This window comes from Streptomyces sp. SDr-06, from assembly GCF_003324565.1.
Taxonomy (GTDB): Bacteria; Actinomycetota; Actinomycetes; order Streptomycetales; family Streptomycetaceae; genus Streptomyces.
In genome coordinates, this window is the sequence record NZ_QOLA01000023.1 from 54,678 (window position 1) to 76,416 (window position 21,739).

Here is a 21,739-nt window from a genome sequence, read left to right on the forward strand (position 1 = left end):
TCAACTCCTCAGCAGAACGGCGGAGGTGGGCACGCCCTCGCCCGCGGTGACCAGGCAGGTCGCGGCGTCGGGGACCTGGGCGGTGCTGGTGCCCCGCAGCTGTTTGACGCCCTCGTTGATGAGGTTGAACCCGTGGACGTAGGCCTCGCTGAGGCCGCCGCCCCCGGTGTTGATGGGCAGCCGCCCGCCGATCTCCAGCGCGCCGCCCTCGGTGAACGCGGCCCCTTCGCCGCGCCCGCAGAAGCCGTAGCCCTCCAGGGACAGGGGGATGAGCGGGGTGAACGCGTCGTAGATCTGGGCCACGTCCACGTCGTCCGGGCCGAAGTCGGCCTGCTTCCACAGGTGCCGGGCCGCGGTCCAGGCGGGCCCGGTCAGCGGGTCGTCGTTCCAGTAGTTGACCATGCCGTGGTGCTGGGCGGGCAGGGCCTGGGCCACGGAGTGCACGTACACCGGCTTGTGGCGGCAGTCGCGGGCCCGCTCGGCGGAGACGAGGACGCACGCCAACGCGCCATCTGTCTCGAGGCAGTTGTCGAAGAGACAGAGCGGTTCGCTGATCCAGCGCGACGTCATGTACATCTCGCGGGTCAGCGGGCGCTCGTACATGATCGCGTCCGGGTTCTGGTTGGCCCGGTTGCGGCAGGCGAGGGCCACGTTGAACAGGTGGTCGCGGGTGGCGCCGTACTCGTGCAGATAGCGGCGTGCCAGCATGCCGATCTCGTCGGCGGGCCGCAGCAGACCGAAGGGGCGGGTCCACTGGGCGGGGGTGGGCAACTGAACGGCCGTGTTCTTCCAGGGCCTTGGGCCGCTGCCGCGTTTGCGGGAGCGCCAGGCGACGCCGACGCCGGCCTGGCCGGTGGCGATCGCGGCGGCGAGGTGCGCGAGGGTGGCGCAGGAGCCGCCGCCCCCGTAGCCGACCTTGCTGAAGAAGGTCACGTCGCCCGCGCCGACGGACTTGGCGACCTCGACCTCGTCCGTCTCCTCCATCGTGTACGAGGCGAACGCGTCCACCTCTGCCGGGTCGATGCCCGCGTCGTCGAGCGCGGCGACGATCGCCCGGCACGCCAACGTCTTCTCGGACTCGGGCAGTTGCTTGGCGAAGGCCGTCTGCCCGATCCCCACTATGGCTGTCGCGTCCTTCAGGGTGGCCATGGCCCCACCTCCACGAGCGTCACCAGTACTGACAGCGGAGGAGGCTACAGCTAATCTGACGGATAGTCAGCAACGGGGAATCCCCTGCTCGAACGGGACCGAGAGCGCGGGGAAGGCGGAGGGGCGTGCGATGGGGCTTGCGATACGCGGGGACCTGGAGTGGGGCACGATCGCCCGGCTGGTGCGCGACGCCGCCGGGCGGTATGGCGAGCGCGAGGCCGTCGTCGAGGGGCGCGGCCGGATCTCGTACGCGGAGCTCGGCGAGCGCGTCGAGCGGGCGGCCGCCGCGTGCACGGCGGCCGGGGTGTCCCCCGGTGACCGGGTCGCGGTGTGGGCGCCCAACACCTCGGACTGGATCGTCTCGGCGCTGGGCGCGGTGACGGCGGGCGCGGTCCTCGTGCCGCTGAACACGCGGTTCAAGGGCGCGGAGGCGGCGTACGTACTCGAAAGCAGCCGGGCCAGGCTGCTCTTCGTGACCGGTACGTTCCTGGGCACCTCCTATGTCGCCTCGCTGCGCCGCGCGACCGCCGAGGGGTCCGGCCCCGGCCCGCTGCCGTCGCTGCCGCACCTGGAGCAGGTGGTGGTCCTCTCGGACGACGCCCCCGACGACTTCCGCACCTGGAAGGACTTCCTGGCGGGCGGCGAGGGCGTGTCCCGCGCCGAGGTGGAGGCCCGGTCGGCGCTCATCGAGCCGGGGTCGCCCTCCGACATCGTCTACACCTCGGGCACCACCGGCCGTCCCAAGGGCGCGGTGATCACCCACGCCCAGACCCTGCGCGGCTACGCCCTCTGGTCCGAGCTCGCGGGCCTGCGCGAGGGCGACCGCTATCTGATCGTGAACCCGTTCTTCCACACCTTCGGCTACAAGGCGGGCATCATCGCCTGCCTGATGCGGGGCGCCACGATGGTGCCGCAGCCGGTGTTCAACATCGACACCGCGCTCGCGAACATCGCCTCCGAACGCGTCTCGGTCCTGCCGGGCCCACCCACCCTCCACCAGTCGCTCCTGGACCACCCGGCCCGCGACCAGCACGACCTGAGCGCGCTGCGCCTGGTGGTGACCGGGGCGGCGGTGGTCCCGCTGCGCCTGGTCGAACGGCTGCGGGCCGAGCTGGGCGTCGGCACCGTCCTGACGGCGTACGGGCTCTCCGAGGCGAGCGGCATCGTCACGATGTGCCGCCGCGGCGACCCGGCGGAGGTCATCGCCTCGACCTCGGGCCGCGCGATCCCCGGCACCGAGGTACGGGTCGCGGCGGGCCCGGGCGAGCCGGGCGAGATCCTGGTGCGCGGCTTCAACGTCATGCGGGGCTACTTCGAGGACGAGCCCGGCACGGCCGGGGCGATCGACGCGGACGGCTGGCTGCACACCGGCGACATCGGCGTCCTGGACGAGGCGGGCAACCTCCGCATCACCGACCGGATCAAGGACATGTTCATCGTCGGCGGCTTCAACGCCTACCCGGCCGAGATCGAGCAACTCCTGGGCCTGCACCCCGAGGTGGCCGACGTGGCGGTGATCGGCGTCCCGGACCCGCGCCTGGGCGAGGTGGGCCGGGCGTACGTCGTGCGGCGGCCCGGGTCGGTCCTGACGGCGGACGACCTGATCGCCTGGTCCCGGCGCGAGATGGCGAACTACAAGGTGCCGCGGGAGGTCGAGTTCCTGGCGGAGCTGCCGCGGAACGCGAGCGGCAAGGTGGTGAAGGGAGAGCTGCGGGCCCGCGGTCCCCGTAGCTGACAGCTCCGCGCGGCGGCGACCGGCTCAGGTGGCGTGGATGTCCTGCGGGGAGATCACCGTGGCGTGGATGTCCTGGGCGGCGGGACCTCCCGCGGTGGCGTGTGGGGCGGTCGTCGCCGGGACCATGGCGGCGAGGGCCGCCGCTATGAGGACGGCGTACGTGGCGAGTGCGCGGCTGGTGCGGGTCATGGCAACTCCATGTGCGGTACTGGGTGTTGGGCGTGCGGGATGCGGGGCGTCGGCCCGCTCCGGTGACGGTGCGGGTGCCGCCCGCACGCAATGATCGCCGGTCCCGGTGGTGCGGTCACGGGGGCCCGCCGGAGCAGGCCTGCCGACATGCCACGGCCGCGGCGGCTCCCCTCCCGCGCCGCCGCGGCCGTCCCCCGCTCAGAAGGAGCTACGTGACGGGCTCCGAGGTCGCGTGGACGTCGTTCGTCGAGGCGTCCGTGGCCGTTGCGTGGACGTCCAGAGGCCCGACCGTGCCGTCGTCCGCGGCGGCCGTGGCGTGCACGTCCAGCGGCTTGACCGTGCCGTCGTCGCCCACGGCGGTGGCGTGGACGTCCAGCGGCTTGATGATCGGCTCGGTGCTCTTGATGTCGCCCATGGTGTCTCCCGTTGGCCGCGCAGTTGTGATGGACAGGACCCGTCCGGCCGCTCCCCCGAGGGCTTCCGGACGGGTCCTTCAGGGCCGCTCAGACTAGTACCGCGGCCGTTCGCCCTCCCGCTTGCCCCCCGGCCCACGGAACGACTGAGTAAGAGAGTGCCGGGTGGCGATAAACGAACGATGAACGCGCTGTACCGGGCCCTATGCGGCGTGTGCGGGGGTCAGCAGCGAGAGCACCACCTGGGCCTCCGGCGCGCCCAGCGCCTCGAACAGCTCCAGCGACTCCCGCCAGCAGACCTGCGCACGGCCGGTCTGCCCGATGGCGTCCAGGGCCTGCCCGAGGACGATCAGGACGTTGCCCCGCCGCCAGTCGCCGCCGATGCCGCGCAGCCGGGTGAGCGCCATCTCCGCGTTCGCGGCGGCCTGCGCCGGGCGCCGGGCCACGACGTCGACCTCGGCGAGACGGAACAGGGCCATCCCCTCCCACAGGCGCTGCCGGCCGTCCCGGAAGACGTCCAGGGCCTCCTGGAGCCGCAGCACCGCCTCGGCGTGCTGTCCGTTCTTGGCCAGGGCCAGGCCCAGCGCGTAACGGGCGTTGGCACCCCGCAAGGAGTTGCCGAGCCCGTCGTAGATGGCGATGCCGTTCTTCGCCAGCTCCACCGCGCTGGCCGTGCGGCCCATCGCGAGGTGGATGCGCGACAGGTTGCACAGCGCGCTGGCCTCGCCGGGGCGGTCGGCGCCCCGCGCGTAGTTCTCGATCGCCGTGGTGAGGTGCTTCTCGCCCTCCTCGTACCGGTTCTGGTAGAGGGCGATGACGCCGCGGATGTTGGGGGCCCAGCAGCCGGGCAGGGGGTCCTCGGCGATCTCGGCGAGCCGCATGCCCTCGGCGGCCTCCCGGTCGGCCTGGTCGAAGCTGCCCGCGGTGTGCCGGGCGTTGGCGAGCGCGGTGAGTGCGCGGCCCTCCGCCCGCACGTCGCCGTAGGCGTGGGCGGACGCCTGGAGGGCTGCGGCGGTGGCCACGTACTCCTTGGAGTTGGTGCCCGACTCGGCGAGGTCGAGGGCGGACCACAGCAGGTCCACGGCCCGGCGCAGCGCCTGCGGCCGCTCGGCGGCCTGCCGCACGCACGCGAGCAGCGGGATCGCCTCCGCGTACAACCAGTCCTGGGCCGCGTGGCGGTCCGCGAAGGACAGGCCCGCGCGCCCGGTCGGCTCCAGGTGGTCCACGAGCCGGTCGCCCGGCCGCTCCAGGGCGTACACCCCGGAGGCGGTCGCCAGATAGAAGTCGAGCAGCCGCGACATCGCGAGCTCCCGCTCCACGGGCGGGAGTTCGTCGCGCTCCGCGCACGAACGCGCGTAGAGCCGGACGAGGTCGTGGTAGCGGTAGCGGCCCGGGGCGGCCGATTCCACCAGCGACGTGTCGACCAGCGATTCCAGCAGGTCCTCGGTCTCCTGCTCGGGGAGGTCGAGGACGGCCGCCGCGGCGGCCAGTGAGATGTCGGGCCCGTCGGGCAGGCCGAGCAGCCGGAAGGCGCGGGACTGGGCGGGCTCCAGCTGCCCGTAGCCGAGCTCGAACGTCGCCTTGACCGCGAGGTCGCCGGCCTGGAGCTCGTCCAGGCGGCGGCGCTCGTCGGCGAGCTTCGCCGCGAGCACCGACACCGTCCAGGTGCGGCGCGAGGCAAGCCGGGAGGCGGCGATGCGGATGGCGAGCGGCAGGAAGCCGCAGGCGGCGACCACGTCCAGGGCCGCCTCGCGCTCGGAGGACACCCGCTCCTCCCCGACGATCCTGGTGAAGAGCTGGAGCGCCTCCTCGGGGGACATCACGTCCAGGTCCACCAGGTGCGCACCGACCAGGTCGACCATGCGGATGCGGCTGGTGACCAGGGCCGCGCAGCCCGCGGTGCCCGGCAGCAGCGGCCGGATCTGGGCCGCGTCGCGGGCGTTGTCGAGCAGGACCAGGACCCGGCGGCCGTCGAGCGTGGAGCGGAACAGGGCCGCGCGCTCCTCCATCGAGTCGGGGATCGCCGAGTCCGCGGTGCCGAGCGCGCGCAGGAACGCGCCGAGGACGGTGTCCGGCTCGGCGGAGTGCGAGCCCGCGCCCTGGAGGTCGACGTAGAGCTGGCCGTCGGGGAAGTAGGGGCGGGCGGCGTGGGCCACGTGCACGGCGAGCGTGGTCTTGCCCACGCCGCCGATGCCGGCGAGCGCGGAGACCGCCATCACCGTGGTCTCGGCGCTCGCCAGGCGCGAGGTCAGCTCGCGCACGAAGGCCGCCCGGCCGGTGAAGTCCGGCACGGAGGCGGGCAGTTGGGCCGGGCGCACCGGGATCGGGGCGGCCGCGGGCGCGGCGGCGGGCGGACGGGCCAGGTCCTCGTCGGCGCGCAGGATGCGCTGCTGGAGGCGGGCGAGTTCGGGGCGCGGATCGACGCCGAGCTCGTCGGCGAGCAGCCGCCGGGTGTCCGCGTACACCGCGAGGGCCTCGGCCTGGCGGCCGCTGCGGTACAGGGCCAGCATCAGCAGTTCGCGCAGCCGCTCGCGCAGCGGGTGGGCGGCGGTCAGCGCGGTCAGTTCGGAGACGGCCTCGGCGTGGCAGCCCGCCTCCAGGTCCATGTCGAGCCGGGCCTCGGTGAGTTGGAGGCGCCACTCGGCGAGCCGGGTGCGCTGGTTCTCGGCGTACGGGCCCGGCACGCCCGCCAGGGGCTCGCCGTCCCAGTGGGCGAGTGCGCTGTTGAGCAGGTCGCGGGCGCGGGTCTGGTCGCCGCCCGCCCGCGCCTTCTCGGCGGCCGTGGCCAGCTCCTGTGCCTGGGCGAGGTCGAGGGTGGCGGCGCCGACCCTGATCGCGTAGCCGCCGGACTCGCTGACCAGCACCCCGGGGTCGAGGACCTTGCGCAGCCGCGAGGCGTAGGTGCGGAGCGCGGCCAGGGCCTGGGAGGGCGGCTCGTCGCCCCAGATGGCGTCGATGAGTTCGGCGGCGGTGGCGGTGCGGCCGTCGCGCAGGAGCAGGGCGGCGAGCAGGGCGCGCTGCTGCGGGGAGCCGGAGGGCAGGGCCTGCTCGCCCCGCCAGGCCCGTACGGGTCCGAGAACGCCGAAGCGGAGCCCGGCGCCGGATGCCTCCGGGCCGTGCTCGGCCTCCTCCTGGGCGAGGTGCCCCGTCGCGCGCTGCGGCGGCGGTACCGGAGCGCGCTGCTCCGGTACGCGCGGCCCGCCGTCACGGTCCATAGCTGCCCCCTGTACCCCCGTACTCCTGGCATTGCTCCCGCCAGTCTGCCCTGTCCGGAGGGGTCGCGTCAGCAGCAGGTGACGCTCTGCACAAGGCTTCGACACATGCCCTGCACACTCATCGCAAGCCCCCCGGGGCGGAATTCGCGCCCGGGACGGGGCGGGGCGCCGCGCGGAGGCACCGTCCAACTAGCTGACGGATCGTCAGATCGGGTCTACCGTGAACGGCATGGAGACCTTCCCGAAGATCATCTCGGTGGACGACCACACCGTGGAGCCCCCCCACGTCTGGCGGGACCGCCTCCCCGCCGCGTACCGGGACACCGGCCCGCGCATCGTCCGGGCCCCCCTGAAGGAAATGACCTTCCTCGGCGGCAAGTTCGCCCCGGTCATGGGCGCCAAGGGCGACGACGGCCCGATCGGGGACTGGTGGGTGTACGAGGACCTCCACCGCCCGCTCACCCGCCTGGACACGGCGGTGGGCTACGCCAGGGACGAGATAAAGCTGGAGGTCATCACGTACGAGCAGATGCGGCCGGGCTCGTACGACGTGGCCTCGCGCCTCGCCGACATGGACGTGAACCACGTCCAGTCCGCCCTCTGCTTCCCGACCTTCCCGCGCTTTTGCGGCCAGACCTTCACCGAGGCGAAGGATCGCGAACTGGGCCTCCTCTCGGTGCGGGCGTACAACGACTGGATGGTGGAGGAGTGGTGCGGCCCCGAGGCGCACGGCCGTCTCATCCCCCTCACCCTGATCCCGCTGTGGGACGCGGAGCTGGCCGCCGCCGAGGTGCGCCGCAACGCCGCGCGCGGGGTGCGCGCGGTCGCCTTCTCCGAGATACCGCCGCACCTGGGGCTGCCCTCCATCCACACGGACGACTGGGACCCGTTCCTCGCCGCGTGCGACGAGACCGGCACCGTGATCGCGATGCACATCGGCTCGTCCAGCAGGATGCCCTCGACCTCCCCGGACGCCCCGCCCGCGGTCGGCTCGACCATCACCTTCGCCAACTGCTGCTTCTCGATGGTCGACTGGCTGATGAGCGGCAAGTTCGAGCGCTTCCCGCACCTGAAGATCATGTACGCGGAGGGCCAGATCGGCTGGATCCCGTACATCCTGGAGCGGGCGAACGTGGTCTGGGAGGAGAACCGGGGCTGGGGCGGAGTGGCGGACAAGGTCCACCGCCCCCCGTCCGAACTGTTCGCCGAGCACGTTTACGGCTGCTTCTTCGACGACGCGTTCGGTCTGCGCAACCTGGACGCGATCGGCGTGGGCAACGTCCTGTACGAGACGGACTACCCCCACTCCGACTCGACGTGGCCCAAGTCGCGCGAGGTCGGGGAGGCGCAGATGGGGCACCTGCCGCCCGACGTGGTGGAGCGGATCGTACGGGGCAACGCGATCGACCTGCTGGGGCTCAGTCCGGAGGGGCTCTGGGTGGGGGCGTAGGCGGGGTGCACGGGGTGAGGGACTGGCGGGCCGGCGTGCCGGCGGGGTTCCGGCGCTGGGCCGCCCCGCGCGCCGCCTGCGCGGCGGCCCCGGTCCCCGGCCGGAGTCCGCGGCCGGGGCCTCCCCGGGATGGCGGTGACATCCGGCCTCGTCGCCGCCACCATGAAGGCCATGGCGCTGACCCGTGCGGAAGCAGAGAAGATCCTGGCCGACCACTTCGCCCCTTGGGTGCTCGGCCTCGGGCTGACCGTGGAGGACACCGGCGAGCGGCACGCCGTGCTGCGACTGCCGTGGAGCGACGCGCTCGCGCGGGACGGCGGAGGGATCAGCGGGCAGGCCCTGATGGCCGCCGCCGACACCGCCACCGTCATCGCGGTGGCCTGCGCGCGCGGGGCGTACGGGCCGATGACGACCGTGCAGCAGTCCACCACCTTCCAGCGCCCGGTGACCGGCGCCGACGTACTCGTCGACGCGCGCGTCACCAAGCTCGGGCGCCGCATGGCCTTCGCCGACATCACCCTGACCGCCGAAGGCGCCGAAGAGCCCGCAGCCCGAGCGTCCACGGTGTACGCGCTGCTCGGCTGATCCGGCCGGTCCTACCCGGGCCTCGCCGTCCACGCGCCCGCTCCCACCCTGTCGGGGGCGGGCCATGATCACGCAACTCGGCGGGTACACGCGATAGTTGGTCTTGACCAACACATTGCCACTGCTATATCAGCCGTCGACCATGCTCCAGTGAATTTTGCCGACGGCGATCGGTGGCCAAGTGATCGTTTCGCATGTTACGTTCAGTCGTGCCTGGCACCGAAAGGCCGGGCGCCGGGCGGTCGTTCTCCTCCTTGACCGAAGGGGAGGCGACAGCCGGGTAATCGGGGGAATGAAGTCCGGGGGGACCTTTCGGTTTCCACGCCTGTTTGGGTTGCCCTTTGGGCTTCCTCCCCCTTGCGACGACGCAAGGGAAGAAACGAATGAACCGCAACTCTCTGCGCATGGCCGCTGTTTCCGCCATCGCCGCTGTTACCCTCGGCGGGGCCGCGGGTCTGGCCCAGGCCTCCGAGGCCCGGGTGGCCGCACCTCAGTCCGTTTCCGTCACGCAGCAGGCCGAGGCCCAGCAGGCCGCGCACGCCCTCCTGTCGAGCCCGCTGGCGGCCCGCCTCACGCCTGCCGAGCAGGTCGAGATGAAGCAGATCGCCAGCGGCGAGTTCACGGCTGCCAGCAAGTGGAGCGCCATCCGTGCCGCGTTCAGCAAGGTGGGCGGCTTCGCCAAGGCCATCGCCGGCAAGTACAGCGATTTCAAGAAGTGGTACGACGGCCTGTCCTGGTGGGTGAAGGCCCCGCTCGCGGCCGTCAGCCCGGGCCTGACGATTCTCGACATCTACAACGCCCTGCACTGATGACAGTGGGGGATCGGCCTGTTGGTGATCCCCGGTGAGCGGAATCCGGGGTGCGCATCACGGCACCCCGGAGCCCAGCACACGGTGTCGGCCGGGTCCGTCCGGACGGACCCGGCCGACACCCGGCATACGCAGAGACGGAGCGTCCTGGATGAACGAGACCAAGTCCCCCCGCGCCGCCACCGGCACGTGGGCGCTGCCCCTGCTCGCGCTGGCACCCTTGGCGGCCATCGGAGTCCTGGCGGATCAGACATCCACCCTGTGGAATGCGATTTCCTGGGTGCTGTGGGCCCTGTCCGCCCTTTCGGTGGCGGTCGAATGGGCAACGGTGCTTCGCCGTGGAATGCGCCGGTCCGCGCAATGGGGCATGTGCATTCTTGTCCACGCCGTAATGGCATGGCAGTTGATTGCCCTTTTGAATCAAGGGTGAATTGATGTCAGGAACGCGGTGCGGTGTTCGGGGCCGTGGCGCTCGGCGCTGCCCGGCCCGGTACGGCTGATCGCGCTCTCGAAGAGGTAATCGGGGGAAGAAGCTCGCGGGCGGCCTTTCGGTTTCCACGCCTGTTCAAGTCGCCCGTGAAGACTTCCTCCCCCTTGCGATAACACAAGGGAACCCTACCCGAACCCAGCGGCGGCGCGCGGCGGCTGTCCGGGCCCTCCCGGGCCGTTGGTCGGGCCGGCCGACCGGCTGCCCAGATGAAGGAATGACGCGGTGAAGAAGGGCGACCCGCTCGTGGAGGCGCACGGCCTCGGCCGGTCCCATGGCTCGAAACGGATCCTGGACGGTGTCTCGCTCGTCCTGCGGTCCGGCGAGGTGACCGGATTCGTCGGCGCCAACGGTGCGGGCAAGACCACGACGATCCAGGTGATGCTGGGCCTGTCGAGAGGAGAAGGGCACACCCTCTTCCTCGGCCGCCCGCTGCACTCCTTCGGCGCACCCGGAACCGTGGTGGGGGCGGTCCTGGGCGGCGTGGCGGGACATCCCCAGCACCGCCTGCGGGCGCACCTGCGCATGGTGGCCGCCGGGTGCGCGGCGCCGGACCGGCGCGTCGACGAACTCCTGGAGACCGTCGGGCTGTCGGACGCCGCCCAACTGCGGCTCTCCCAGCTGTCCTTGGGCATGGCGCAGCGCGCGGGCATCGCCCAGGCGCTCCTGGGCGATCCACCGGTGCTGGTGCTGGACGAGCCCGCGAACGGTCTTGACCCCCATGCGCTGCGGTGGTTGCGCGAGTTCCTGCGCACCCAGGCGGCGCTGGGCCGGGCCGTGCTGGTCTCCAGCCATCTGCTGGGCGAGATGGAGCAGTTGGCCGACCGTGTGGTGGTGCTGAGCCGTGGCCGGGTCGTGGCTCAGGCGCCGATGGCGGAGGTGATGGAGCGTGCCGCCGACCGTCGCTCGGTGACCCTGGAGGCCCCCGACCTGCCCACCCTGGAACGCGCGGTGGCGGCGCGGGGCGGCCGGTTGACGCCGACCGGCGGCCAGGGAGCGATCGTCACGGGCCTGGACCGGGCGCGCATCGGCACGCTGGCACTGGAGGCCGGCGTGCCCCTGTACTGGCTGCACGAGGAACGGCCCTCACTGGAGGACTTCTACCTGGCCATCGCCGAAGAGGAGTTCACGATCTCATGACAGCTCCCGTGACGACGGCCGCGACAGCCCCCACCGCCCCCGCGCCCGTCGGGCCCGCCGAGGCGTTCCGCCGGGCCTGCCGCTACGAAGGGCGCCACCTGCGCGCGCTGCGGTCCACCTGGATCCTGCTCGGCGTGGTCGCGCTCCTGAGCCTGCTGACGGGCGTCACGATCCTGCTCGACGCCGACCCGCGGCATACTGTCAGCCCGGTGGCCGTGGCAGACGCCATCGCGTGGACCCCGCTGGCGACGCAGGTTCCCGCCCTGTGCTTCTTCGTGCTCGTCCTGGCCACCGGCCCAGTCTCGACCGATCTGGTGAGGGGCGTCGCACGGACGACCTGGCTGGCCGTGAACGGGCGCGGCACCGCCTACGCGGCGAAGTGCGTGGTCGGCTGTCTCACCGGATCCGCCGTCGCCGCGGCGAGCGCGCTCCTCGGCTCGCTCTCCTGCGCGGTGGCCCTGGCGGCGGCCGGGGCCCCGCAGCCCGAATGGAGCGAAGTCCTGGCCCCGGCGGCGAGGTTCGTCGGCTGGATGGCGTGCTGGGCGGTGCTCTGCACGGCGGTGGCCGCGATGCTGCGCAACCGGACCGTCGCGGTCCTGCTCCTCGTCCTGTGGCCGCTGCTCGGCGAGCGCCTCGCGGGCATGCTGCTGCGGTATCTGCCGGGCCTCTCGGGGGTGAGCGACTGGCTGCCGTTCGCGGCGGGCCGGGCCATGCTGACCGACGTCTCGGCGTACGCGGCCGACGACCGGCCCTTCGCCCAGGCGCTGGTCGGTTCCCATCTGTCCACCCCGGTCGCGACGGCGGTGTTCTGCCTGTGCACGGCGGCCGTCGCGGCGGCCGGCCTGTGGGCGTACCGCCGCCGAGACATCACGTCGGCCTGACCCGGTCCAGTACCGCGTTCGCTTACGCCCCTTCCCCGAACCCGTGCGGCGCCGCGGACGTACCCCCTGACCCAGTCCGCACGCGCGGACGTCCCCACCCCTGATCGAGGAGACCCCTGCCATGTCATGGGCACGAAGAATCGCCGTGGGTCTGACGACCCTCGTTGTGCTCACCGCGGGCCTGTCGTCCGGCGCCGCGCCCGTCGCGTCCGCCGCTCCCACCGGAGAGGGCCGGACGGCGAAGGCCGCCATCGCCGACGCTGTCCCCGGCAGCTACATCGTCACCTTCAAGGAATCGGCCCCCCGCGCCGATTCCGCCGCGGGCCAGGCGGTGGCCCGGAAGTACGGGGCGACCGTGAAGCGGACCTATCACCAGGCCGTCAACGGATACTCGGTCCGGGCCTCCGAGTCGCAGGCCGAGCGGATCGCCAAGGACCCCGCGGTCGCGTCGGTCTCCGCCGACCGCGCCTTCCGTGTCACCGGCACCCAGTCCCGCCCGCCGTCCTGGGGGCTCGACCGCATCGACCAGCAGAGCCTTCCGCTGAGCCGGAGTTACACCTATCCGCGCAGTGCCGGATCGGGCGTGACCGCGTACATCATCGACAGCGGGGTCCGCATCACCCACCAGGACTTCGGCGGACGGGCCTCCTACGGCTACGACGCCATCGAGGACGACCAGGTCGCCCAGGACGGAAACGGGCACGGCACCCATGTCGCCGCCATCGCCGCGGGCAGCCGTTACGGCGTGGCCAAGAAGGCGAAGATCGTCGCGGTGCGGGTCCTCGACGACGCCGGATCCGGCACCACCGAGCAGATCGTCGCGGGCATCGACTGGGTGACGCGGCACGCGGTCAAGCCCGCCGTGGCCAACATGTCGCTCAGCGGAGGCGCCGACGCGGTGGTCGACCAGGCGGTCAGGAAGTCCATCGCCTCCGGAGTGACGTACACCGTCGCGGCGGGCAACGACGGCCAGGACGCGTCCCTGCACTCTCCGGCCCGGGTCCGCGAGGCGGTCACCGTGGGCGCCACCACCGAGCGCGACTCCCGCGACAGCCTGTCCAACCATGGCGCGGCACTCGATCTGTTCGCCCCGGGTGAGTCCATCGCCTCGGCCTGGAACGGCAGCGACACCTCCACGATCACCGACTCCGGTACGTCCATGGCGGCCCCGCACGTGGCCGGAGCCGCCGCCCTCTATCTCGCCGACCACCCCGAGGCCCGGCCCGTCCAGGTCGCCTCGGCCCTGACCGCGTCCGCCACCACCGGTCGCGTCACCAAGCCTGGCTCCGGTTCCCCCAACCGGCTCCTGAACATCGGCCGACTGCGCTGAGGCCCGCGACGAGGTGACCGCCTGCACACCCCTTGCCTGACGAGACGTCAGCTACGACGATGAGGCTCGTCGAGCCAATGTGACGGATCGTCAGATCAGGGGTGCGGGACGTGCCGATACTGCCGAACGGACGACTGGTGTACGGGATGCAGCTCCCCGTCCAGTCGCAGAGCACCATCTACGCGGAGGCGTGGGAGGCCGGTGCCGGGCCCGGGGATCTCGTCAAGATCGCGCGGGCCGCCGACCGGTCGGGCTTCGCCTATCTCGCGAGCTGCGACCACGTCGCCATTCCGCGCCGCCTCGCGGGAGCGATGAGCACCATCTGGTACGACCCGGTCGCCACCCTCGCCTTCCTCGCCGGGGTCACCGAGCGGGTGCTGCTGATGAGCCATGTCGCGGTGGTCGGGCTGCGCCATCCCCTCGTCACCGCCAAGCAGTACGCGACCCTGGACCACCTCAGCGGCGGCCGGCTGATCCTCGGGGTCGGGGCCGGGCACGTACGGGAGGAGTTCGAGGCGGTCGGAGCCGACTTCGAGCGCCGGGGCGCCGTGCTGGACGAGACGATCGACGCGCTGCGAGCCGCGCTCGGCCCGGAGGAGTACCCGTCCTTCCGCGGGGAGCGGTACGCGTTCGAGGGGCTGGGGCAGCGGCCCCGGCCCGCACAGCGGCGCGTCCCGGTCTGGGTCGGCGGATCGTCCCCGGCGGCGGTCCGGCGAGCCGCGCTGCGCGGCGACGGCTGGCTGCCGCAGGGCGACCCGAGAGACCAGCTCCCCACCCGGATCGCCCGGCTGAAGGAGCTGCGGGAGCAGGCCGGGGTCGAGGAGCCCATCGTGGTGGGCGCGATCACCGAGCCGCTGTACGTGGGCGAACCCGGCTGGGGCACCGGGCGGCACACCCTCACCGGCAAGCCGGAGGCCCTCGCAGAGTCGCTGCGCGCGTACCGCGCGATGGGCGTGGACCAGATCCAGATCCGGTTCCGCTCCCGCGGGTGCGCCGAACTGACCGACCAGATGGCCGCGTTCGGGGCCGAGGTCGCCCCGCACCTCCATGACTAGCACCCCCGATCACCAGGAGTCCGCTATGGGCAAGCTCGATGGGCGCGTCGTCTTCATCACCGGCGGCGCGCGCGGCCAGGGCGAGCAGGAGGCCCGGCTGTTCGTGGCCGAAGGGGCGAGGGTGGTCGTCGCCGATGTGCTGGACGAGCAAGGGGAGGCGCTGGCGAAGGAGTTGGGGGAGGACGCCGCCCGCTTCGTCCACCTGGACGTGAGCCGGGAGGAGGAGTGGGTGGCCGCGGTCGCCGCCGCCAAGGACGCCTTCGGCAGGATCGACGGGCTGGTCAACAACGCGGGGATCCTGCGCTTCAACGCGCTGGTCGACACGCCCCTCGACGAGTTCATGGCGGTCGTGCGGGTCAACCAGGTCGGCTGCTTCCTCGGGATCAAGACCGTGGCGCCCGAGATCGGGGCCGCGGGCGGCGGCACCATCGTCAACACCGCCTCGTACACCGCGATGACCGGCATGAGCGCGGTGGGCACGTACGCGGCCACCAAGCACGCGATCCTCGGGCTCACCCGGGTCGCGTCGATGGAGCTCGCGCACCTGGGGATCCGGGTCAACGCCGTGTGCCCGGGAGCCATCGACACCGCGATGTCCAACCCGGCCCAGCTGGACCCGACGGCGGACGCCACGGAGACCTCGGCGGCCCTCGACGAGCTCTACCGCAAGCTCGTGCCGCTCGGCCGGGTGGGGAGACCGCAGGAGGTGGCCGCGCTCGCGCTGTTCCTGTCCTGCGAGGACTCCTCGTACATCACCGGCCAGCCGTTCGTCATCGACGGAGGCTGGCTGGCCGGGGTCTCGCTGTTCTGAGGGGGGTGGGAGCGGCCCGGGTCCTGACCATGCGTCAGGTATTGACGGTCCCCACGGCCGGTGGAACAGTCGAGCTCGTCACAATCTGACGGTGCGTCAGAAACTCGTGATTTCTCATGAAGGAGAAGTCCCTTGGAATTCGGACTCTTTGTGCAGGGATACGTGCCGGCAGCACGGTCCGCGGTCGACCCCATGGCGGAGCACAAGGCCCTCATGGAGGAGACGAAGTACGTCATCCAGGCCGACAAGTCCGGCTTCAAGTACGCCTGGGCCTCCGAGCACCACTTCCTGGAGGAGTACTCCCACCTCTCCGCCAACGAGGTCTTCCTCGGCTACCTCGCCCACGCCACCGAGCGCATCCACCTCGGCTCGGGCATCTTCAACCCGCTGGCCCAGGTCAACCACCCGGTGAAGGTCGCCGAGAAGGTGGCCATGCTCGACCACCTGTCGGAGGGCCGCTTCGAGTTCGGCAGCGGGCGCGGGGCCGGGTCGCACGAGATCCTGGGGTTCATACCGGGTGTCACCGACATGAACTACACCAAGGAGATCTGGGAAGAGACCATCGCGGAGTTCCCCAAGATGTGGCTCCAGGAGGAGTACCCGGGGTTCCAGGGCAAGTACTGGTCGCTCCCGCCCCGCAAGATCTTCCCCAAGCCGTACGGGAAGTCGCACCCGGCCATGTGGTACGCCGCAGGGTCTCCCTCCTCGTACGCCATGGCGGCGCGCAAGGGGCTCGGGGTGCTCGGCTTCTCCGTGCAGAAGGTCTCCGACATGGAGTGGGTCCTGGAGCAGTACAAGACGGCCATCCAGGAGGCCGAGCCGGTCGGTGACTTCGTGAACGACAACGTGATGGTGACGTCCACGGCGATCTGCGCGCCGACGCACGACGAGGCCGTGCGGATCGCGGTCGAGGGGGGTCTCAACCGGCTCCAGTCGCTGGTGTTCCGCTATCACGACACGTTTCCCCGGCCGGAGGGGATTCCGGAGTGGCCGGAGACGCTGCCGGAGTACAACGCGGAGATCATCGAGTTGCTCATCGCCGAGGAGCTGATGATCTGCGGTGATCCGGACGAGGTGACGGCGCAGTGCAAGCGGTGGGAGCAGGCGGGGGCGGACCAGCTGTCGTTCGGGCTGCCGATCGGGGTGCCGTTCGAGGACACGCTCCAGACGATTCGGCTGATCGGGGAGCATGTGATTCCGAAGATCGATACGGATCCTGTGCATCGGTCCTCGCGGTTCAGGGGGGCTGCGGGGGGTTGAGCCGCCCCACCAACCCCCTGGGGCTCTGCCCCAGACCCCGTTCGTGCCTACCGCAGGACGGGCTGAGGATGCTCATGCGGGTCAGCACCGGTACCGCCGGGGGCGCGGGGAACTGCGCGAGCGGCCCCGCACGGTCCGCGGGCGTCCTGGGGCTCTGCCCCAGACCCCGTTCGCGCCTTGAGGGCGCTCGTCCTCAAACGCCGGACGGGCTGAGGTTGCCTGTGCTGGCCAGCACTAGTACCGCCAGGGGCGCGGGGAACTGCGCGACAAGCCACGCACGGTCCGCGGGTGAAGGACTCGCATCCGGACTCCCACCCCCGGAGGGTTTGGGGAAGGGGCGGGGAGGGGCTCCGGGACCCGGGGCGCAGCCCCGGAAACGCCCGAGCCACCCGACACCGCGCACACGGGCGGTGGGTGGGAGAACGCCCCCGGGGCCACCCCCAGCCCAGGGGGAGCCGGGGGCCGAAGCCCCCGGGCAGAGAGACGCGGGGCGGTGTCTTCCCGGACCGCCGCTCCGTAACCGGCCCCGGCCGGAGGCCATTCGCGGCGGCCCCCGACCGGGGCGCACCCGCTGTCGGGATCGGGGCCCCGGGCACAGGGGCCGGGGTGCAGCCGAGCACTCCGTACCACTCCCGGCCAGGGGGGACCCGCTGGCGGGACCGGGAGTCCCGGGCGCGGGGGCCGGGGTGGGCCCGGGCACCCCGTACTTGCCTGGCCGGGGTGCAGCCGAGCACTTCGCATCACTCCCGGCCAGGGGGGACCCGCTGGCGGGATCGGGGGCCCCGGGCACGGGGGCCGGGGTGCGCCCGGGCACCCCGTACGGCCGGCGCGGCAGCGACCCCGCACCACGACAAGGAAAGGGAACCCATGCTCGACCACCTGATCAAGGGCGCCACCCTCGTGGACGGGACCGGCGGGCCCGCGCGGAGCGCCGACGTGGGGATCCGGGACGGCCGGATCGCCGTCGTGGCCACCCCCGGCACCGTCACCGAGGCGGCCGTGACCAGCGAGGACGCCACGGGGCTCGTCCTCGCCCCCGGGTTCGTCGACCCGCACACCCACTACGACGCCCAGCTCTTCTGGGACCCGTACGCCACCCCGTCCATGAACCACGGCGTCACCACCGTCGCCGGCGGCAACTGCGGGTTCACGCTCGCCCCGCTCAACCCCGCGCGCCCCGAGGACGCCGACTACACCCGCCGCATGATGTCCAAGGTCGAGGGCATGTCCCTCAAGGCCCTTGAGGACGGGGTCGGTTGGGGGTGGTCCAGTTTCGCGGACTACCTCGGGGCGCTCGACGGGCGCATCGCCGTCAACGCCGGGTTCATGGTCGGGCACTGCGCCCTGCGACGCCACGTCATGGGCCCGGACGCGGTCGGCGGGCAGCCCGGTCCCGAGCAGATGGACGCCATGCTCGCCCTGCTGCACGACGCGATGGACGCCGGGGCCTGGGGGCTCTCCACCACCCAGTCCTCCACCCACTCCGACGGCGACGGCAGGCCCGTCGCCTCCCGGCACGCCCTGCCCGCCGAACTCCTCGCCCTCAGCCGGGCGGTGGGCGAACACGAGGGGACCCAGCTCGAAGCGATCGTCGCCGGGTGCCTCGACCAGTTCGCGGACGAGGAGATCGACCTGCTGGTCGAGATGAGCGCCGCCGCCGGGCGTCCCCTCAACTGGAACGTCCTCACGATCGACGCCGCCGTTCCCGAACGCGTACCCCGTCAGCTCGTCCCCAGTGAACGCGCCCGCAAGGCCGGGGGCCGGATCGTCGCCCTGACCATGCCGATCCTCACGCCCATGAACATGTCGCTCGGCACCTTCTGCGCCCTCAACCTCATCCCGGGCTGGGGCGAGATCCTCGGCCTGCCCGTGCCCGAGCGCATCGACCGGCTGCGCGACGCCGGCGTACGCGCCGAGATGCTGCGGCGCGCCGACAGCAAGGAGGCCGGGATCTTCCGGCGCCTCGCCGACTTCGGGCGGTACGTCATCGGCGACACCTACAGCCCCGAGAACGAGGGGCTCTCCGGGCGGGTCGTCGGGGACATCGCCGCCGAGCGCGGGCTCGACCCGTTCCACTGCCTCGTCGAGATCTGCGCCAACGACCGGCTGCGTACGGTGCTCTGGCCCATGCCGACCGACAACGACCCCGCCACCTGGGCGCTGCGGCGCGAGACCTGGGAGCACGAGGACGTGCTGCTCGGCGGGTCCGACGCCGGGGCGCACCTCGACCGGATGTGCGGCGCCCCGTACACCACGCGCTTCCTCGGGGACTGTCTGCGCGGCCGCAGGCTCGTCCCGCTCGAACGCGCCGTGCGGATGCTCACCGACGATCCGGCCCGGCTGTTCGGGCTGCGCGAGCGCGGCCGCGTAGAGGAGGGCTACCACGCCGACCTCGTCCTCTTCGACCCCGAACGCATCGAGGCCGGACCCGCCACCCTCGTCCACGACCTGCCCGGGAACAGCCCCCGGCTCGACTCCAAGGCGATCGGCATCGTCTCGGTCCGGGTCAACGGCGTCGAGACGCTCCGCGACGACCGGGTGACGGGCGCCGTGCCGGGCACGGTGCTCCGTTCCGGGCGCGACACCAGGACGGTGAGCACCAGGTGAGTAGCTCCCAACTGACCAGCAGTGAGCGGAAGTTGTTCATCGGTGGCGAGTGGGTCGAGCCCGACGGCGGCCACTTTCCCGTGCTCGATCCCGCCACCGAGGAGGAGGTCGGGCTCGCGCCGGAGGCCAGTCGCGAGCAGGTGTACCGGGCGGCCGCCGCCGCGCGCGAGGCGTTCGGCTCCTGGTCGCGTACGCGCCCCGAGGAGCGGGCCGCGATCCTGGACCGGGCCGCCGACCTCATGCAGCGCGACTTCGTGCCCAACGCCGAACTCGCCCGCGCCGAGACCGGCGCCACCGCCGCCACCGCCCGCGGCATGCAGGTCGGGGTCGGCGTCGCGCGGTTCCGCCGGTACGCCAAGGGCGCCCTGGAGCCGGTGGAGCGGGCGCTCGTGCCGCAGGTGAACGAGGCGGGGCCGATGGGGCGGGCCGGGGTCTTCGGGGCGCTCGCGGTGCGCCAGCCGGTCGGGGTGGTCACCTGTATCACCTCGTACAACAACCCCTGGGCCAACCCGGCGGGCAAGGTCGCGCCCGCGCTCGCCATGGGCAACACGGTCGTGGTGAAGCCCGCGCCCCAGGACCCGCTGTCGGTGTTCAGGATGGCCGAGGCGCTGGAGGAGGCCGGGGTGCCGCGCGGGGTGGTGAACGTCGTCACCGGGTCCGCGCCCGCGGTGGGCGAGGCGGCCGTCGACTCGCCCGACGTCGACATGGTCAGCTTCACCGGCAGCACGGCCGTGGGGCAGCGCATCGCGGAGGTGTGCGGGCGGGCCATGAAGCGGCAGCTGATGGAGCTGGGCGGCAAGGGGGCGGCGGTCGTCTTCGACGACGCCGACCTCGACTCGGCGGTCCAGGGCATCGGCACGACCTTCTCCTTCTACAGCGGCCAGATCTGCACCGCGCCGACCCGCGTCCTGGTCCAGCGCGCGGTCCACGACCAGCTGGTCGAGAGGCTCAAGGCGTACGCGGGCTTCCTGAAGGTGGGCGATCCGACGGCGCGGGACACGGTGGTCGGGCCGGTGATCTCGGCCGCCCACCGGGACCGGGTCGAGTCGTACGTGGAGCTGGGCCGCAAGGAAGGCGCGACGGTCGTCACCGGGGGTGAACGCCCGCCCCTGGAGCGGGGGTTCTATGTCGCCCCCACGCTCCTCGCGGACTGCACCAACGACATGCGGGTGGCCCGCGAGGAGATCTTCGGCCCGGTCGTCGTGGTCATCCCCTTCGACGACGAGGAGGAGGGCGTCGCGCTGGCCAACGACAGTGAGTACGGCCTGCTCGACTACGTGTGGTCCGGGGACGTGGCCCGCGCCTTCCGGGTCGCGCGGCGGCTGCGCGCGGGCGGGGTCGGAGTGAACACGATCGGCCGGAACATGGAGGCGCCGTTCGGTGGCTTCAAGAAGAGCGGGGTGGGCCGGGACGTCGGCTCGTACGCGCTGCACGCGTACAGCGAGCTCCAGTCGATCGTCTGGCCCGGGTGACCGCTACCTCGGGGACAGCTCGGCCATCTCGCCCCAACCCTGCCCGGGCACCTCGACGTTGATGATCTCGGGGGTGGTGGCGATGGCCCCGGCCATCGACTCCATGCCCGCGCGGAAGTGGTCGGAGTCGACGTGCGCCGCACCCGCGGCGGCGTCGGCGAAGGCTTCGAGCAGGGTGTACCGGGTGGGGTCGTCCACGCTGCGGGACCAGTCGTAGAACAGGTTGCCCGGCTCCGCGCGGGTGGCGCGGGTGAAGTCGTCGACGATGGTGAGCCAGTTGTCGGCGTGTTCGGGCCGGACGGTGAACCTGACGGCGATGAAGATCATGCCTCCACCGTGCGGGGCCGCCCGCGCCGGTGCAAGCGGGACGCGGCGGATTCCGGCCCCGCCGGAAAACGGGCCGCTCAGCCCTCCGGGACCAGCTCGGCGGCCGCCCGCGCGACGGCGCCACGGATCGCGCCGCGGCGCCCGCGGAACTCCGCGGTGGCCAGGGACACCGACAGGGCGTGCACGCTGCCGTCCCCGCGCGGGCCGGGCAGCGCCACGGCCAGGCAGGTGTACGCCGGGTCCGCCTCCCCGACCGACACCGCGAACCCCTGCCCCCGGACCCGCGCCAGCTCGGCCTCGAACCGGTCGGCGGCCGTGATCGTACGGTCGGTGAAGCGGGCCATGCCGTGCTCGTCGAGATAGCGCCGCCGCACCGGCCGGGGCAGCCCGGCGAGCAGCGCCTTGCCGTGCGCGGTGGCGTGCGCGCGGATCTCGGGGCCGGGGACGAACGGTTCGGCGGTGTCGCTGACGGGCGCGGTGCTGTCGACGACGGTGATGAGACCGCCCCGGTACACCGTGTAGTACGCCTGCGCCCCGGTGGCCCGCCGCAGCCGCACCAGCAGCTCCCCGACCCCGGCCCCGACCCCGAGATGCCGCTGGTACCCCCGGTGCAGCGCGGGTACCCGGGGCCCCGGCACGTACCCCTGAGCGGTCCGCGTCAGATGGCCGCGCGCGGTCAGCGCCCCGAGCAGGTGATAGGCGGTGGACAGCGAGCAGCCGACCCGCCGCGCCAGCTCCTTGGCCCCGACGGGCCCCGGCGCGTCGGCGACGGCATCGAACATCGCGAGCGCACGCTCGACGGACTGGGGGGTGCTGCTGGCCAT

General features: G+C 72.5%; 19 protein-coding genes. 13 read left to right on the plus strand and 6 right to left on the minus strand.

Annotation, left to right across the window (positions count from 1 at the left end; genetic code table 11):
- Positions 1–1,149 (minus strand): lipid-transfer protein, encoded by a 1,149-nt coding sequence (locus DT019_RS32295; protein WP_114040524.1) that lies wholly within the window; start codon positions 1,147–1,149, stop codon positions 1–3.
- Positions 1,150–1,291: 142 nt separating this feature from the next.
- Here DT019_RS32295 and DT019_RS32300 point away from each other — a divergent pair, with 142 nt between their 5' ends.
- Entirely contained in the window at positions 1,292–2,884 is a 1,593-nt protein-coding gene (locus tag DT019_RS32300) for a FadD3 family acyl-CoA ligase (protein WP_317617830.1), read from the plus strand.
- A gap of 24 nt (positions 2,885–2,908) precedes the next feature.
- On the opposite strand, the gene DT019_RS39875 is transcribed toward DT019_RS32300, so the two are convergent.
- The 3 genes from DT019_RS39875 to DT019_RS32310 form a co-directional block, all read right to left on the minus strand.
- Complete coding sequence (locus tag DT019_RS39875; protein ID WP_189390105.1) at positions 2,909–3,073, minus strand: hypothetical protein; 165 nt, start codon at positions 3,071–3,073, stop codon at positions 2,909–2,911.
- Positions 3,074–3,281: 208 nt separating this feature from the next.
- Positions 3,282–3,488, minus strand: coding sequence for a hypothetical protein (locus DT019_RS32305; protein WP_114040526.1), 207 nt, complete (start codon positions 3,486–3,488; stop codon positions 3,282–3,284).
- A 201-nt stretch (positions 3,489–3,689) separates the two neighbouring features.
- Positions 3,690–6,701, minus strand: a complete 3,012-nt coding sequence (locus DT019_RS32310) for an AfsR/SARP family transcriptional regulator (protein ID WP_114040527.1) — start codon at positions 6,699–6,701, stop codon at positions 3,690–3,692.
- A gap of 229 nt (positions 6,702–6,930) precedes the next feature.
- On the opposite strand from DT019_RS32310, the gene DT019_RS32315 reads away from it, so the two are divergent.
- From DT019_RS32315 to DT019_RS32370, 12 genes are all read left to right on the plus strand, one after another.
- Positions 6,931–8,151: an amidohydrolase family protein gene (locus tag DT019_RS32315; RefSeq protein WP_114040528.1), complete on the plus strand. Its 1,221-nt coding sequence runs from the start codon at positions 6,931–6,933 to the stop codon at positions 8,149–8,151.
- Between the two features lie 171 nt (positions 8,152–8,322).
- Positions 8,323–8,736: a PaaI family thioesterase gene (locus DT019_RS32320; RefSeq protein ID WP_114040568.1), complete on the plus strand. Its 414-nt coding sequence runs from the start codon at positions 8,323–8,325 to the stop codon at positions 8,734–8,736.
- Between the two features lie 383 nt (positions 8,737–9,119).
- Entirely contained in the window at positions 9,120–9,545 is a 426-nt protein-coding gene (locus tag DT019_RS32325) for a hypothetical protein (RefSeq protein WP_114040529.1), read from the plus strand.
- 151 nt (positions 9,546–9,696) lie between these two features.
- Entirely contained in the window at positions 9,697–9,975 is a 279-nt protein-coding gene (locus tag DT019_RS32330; RefSeq protein ID WP_114040530.1) for a hypothetical protein, read from the plus strand.
- Between the two features lie 282 nt (positions 9,976–10,257).
- Positions 10,258–11,172, plus strand: coding sequence for an ABC transporter ATP-binding protein (locus DT019_RS32335; protein ID WP_114040531.1), 915 nt, complete (start codon positions 10,258–10,260; stop codon positions 11,170–11,172).
- Entirely contained in the window at positions 11,169–12,053 is an 885-nt protein-coding gene (locus DT019_RS32340; RefSeq protein ID WP_147267369.1) for a hypothetical protein, read from the plus strand. Before DT019_RS32335 ends, DT019_RS32340 begins: the two co-directional genes overlap by 4 nt.
- A 121-nt stretch (positions 12,054–12,174) precedes the next feature.
- The gene (locus tag DT019_RS32345) at positions 12,175–13,383 is read left to right on the plus strand and encodes a S8 family peptidase (protein WP_114040533.1); all 1,209 of its coding nucleotides are present in this window, start codon (positions 12,175–12,177) and stop codon (positions 13,381–13,383) included.
- Positions 13,384–13,493: 110 nt separating this feature from the next.
- Positions 13,494–14,438 (plus strand): LLM class F420-dependent oxidoreductase, encoded by a 945-nt coding sequence (locus DT019_RS32350; protein ID WP_223279862.1) that lies wholly within the window; start codon positions 13,494–13,496, stop codon positions 14,436–14,438.
- Positions 14,439–14,463: 25 nt separating this feature from the next.
- Positions 14,464–15,249, plus strand: coding sequence for an SDR family NAD(P)-dependent oxidoreductase (locus tag DT019_RS32355; RefSeq protein ID WP_114040534.1), 786 nt, complete (start codon positions 14,464–14,466; stop codon positions 15,247–15,249).
- Between the two features lie 132 nt (positions 15,250–15,381).
- Entirely contained in the window at positions 15,382–16,509 is a 1,128-nt protein-coding gene (locus DT019_RS32360; protein ID WP_114040535.1) for an LLM class flavin-dependent oxidoreductase, read from the plus strand.
- Between the two features lie 867 nt (positions 16,510–17,376).
- Complete coding sequence (locus DT019_RS32365; RefSeq protein WP_114040536.1) at positions 17,377–19,116, plus strand: N-acyl-D-amino-acid deacylase family protein; 1,740 nt, start codon at positions 17,377–17,379, stop codon at positions 19,114–19,116.
- Positions 19,113–20,588: an aldehyde dehydrogenase family protein gene (locus DT019_RS32370; RefSeq protein ID WP_411292757.1), complete on the plus strand. Its 1,476-nt coding sequence runs from the start codon at positions 19,113–19,115 to the stop codon at positions 20,586–20,588. The genes DT019_RS32365 and DT019_RS32370 overlap by 4 nt, the downstream gene beginning before the upstream one ends.
- Positions 20,589–20,591: 3 nt before the next feature.
- Here the strand turns inward: DT019_RS32370 and DT019_RS32375 are convergent, their stop codons facing one another.
- Positions 20,592–20,915, minus strand: a complete 324-nt coding sequence (locus DT019_RS32375; protein ID WP_114040537.1) for a putative quinol monooxygenase — start codon at positions 20,913–20,915, stop codon at positions 20,592–20,594.
- 77 nt (positions 20,916–20,992) lie between these two features.
- Entirely contained in the window at positions 20,993–21,739 is a 747-nt protein-coding gene (locus tag DT019_RS32380) for an IclR family transcriptional regulator (RefSeq protein ID WP_114040538.1), read from the minus strand.

Bases quoted from the DNA above. Each gene is read 5' to 3' on its own strand.
- DT019_RS32345 (WP_114040533.1), top strand. From the start codon at position 12,175: ATGTCATGGGCACGAAGAATCGCCGTGGGTCTGACGACCCTCGTTGTG.
- DT019_RS32310 (WP_114040527.1), bottom strand. From the start codon at position 6,701: ATGGACCGTGACGGCGGGCCGCGCGTACCGGAGCAGCGCGCTCCGGTA.
- DT019_RS32320 (WP_114040568.1), top strand. From the start codon at position 8,323: ATGGCGCTGACCCGTGCGGAAGCAGAGAAGATCCTGGCCGACCACTTC.
- DT019_RS32340 (WP_147267369.1), top strand. From the start codon at position 11,169: ATGACAGCTCCCGTGACGACGGCCGCGACAGCCCCCACCGCCCCCGCG.
- DT019_RS32365 (WP_114040536.1), top strand. From the start codon at position 17,377: ATGCTCGACCACCTGATCAAGGGCGCCACCCTCGTGGACGGGACCGGC.
- DT019_RS32330 (WP_114040530.1), top strand. From the start codon at position 9,697: ATGAACGAGACCAAGTCCCCCCGCGCCGCCACCGGCACGTGGGCGCTG.
- DT019_RS32325 (WP_114040529.1), top strand. From the start codon at position 9,120: ATGAACCGCAACTCTCTGCGCATGGCCGCTGTTTCCGCCATCGCCGCT.
- DT019_RS32375 (WP_114040537.1), bottom strand. From the start codon at position 20,915: ATGATCTTCATCGCCGTCAGGTTCACCGTCCGGCCCGAACACGCCGAC.
- DT019_RS32355 (WP_114040534.1), top strand. From the start codon at position 14,464: ATGGGCAAGCTCGATGGGCGCGTCGTCTTCATCACCGGCGGCGCGCGC.
- DT019_RS32380 (WP_114040538.1), bottom strand. From the start codon at position 21,739: ATGGCCAGCAGCACCCCCCAGTCCGTCGAGCGTGCGCTCGCGATGTTC.
- DT019_RS32295 (WP_114040524.1), bottom strand. From the start codon at position 1,149: ATGGCCACCCTGAAGGACGCGACAGCCATAGTGGGGATCGGGCAGACG.
- DT019_RS32305 (WP_114040526.1), bottom strand. From the start codon at position 3,488: ATGGGCGACATCAAGAGCACCGAGCCGATCATCAAGCCGCTGGACGTC.
- DT019_RS32315 (WP_114040528.1), top strand. From the start codon at position 6,931: ATGGAGACCTTCCCGAAGATCATCTCGGTGGACGACCACACCGTGGAG.
- DT019_RS39875 (WP_189390105.1), bottom strand. From the start codon at position 3,073: ATGACCCGCACCAGCCGCGCACTCGCCACGTACGCCGTCCTCATAGCG.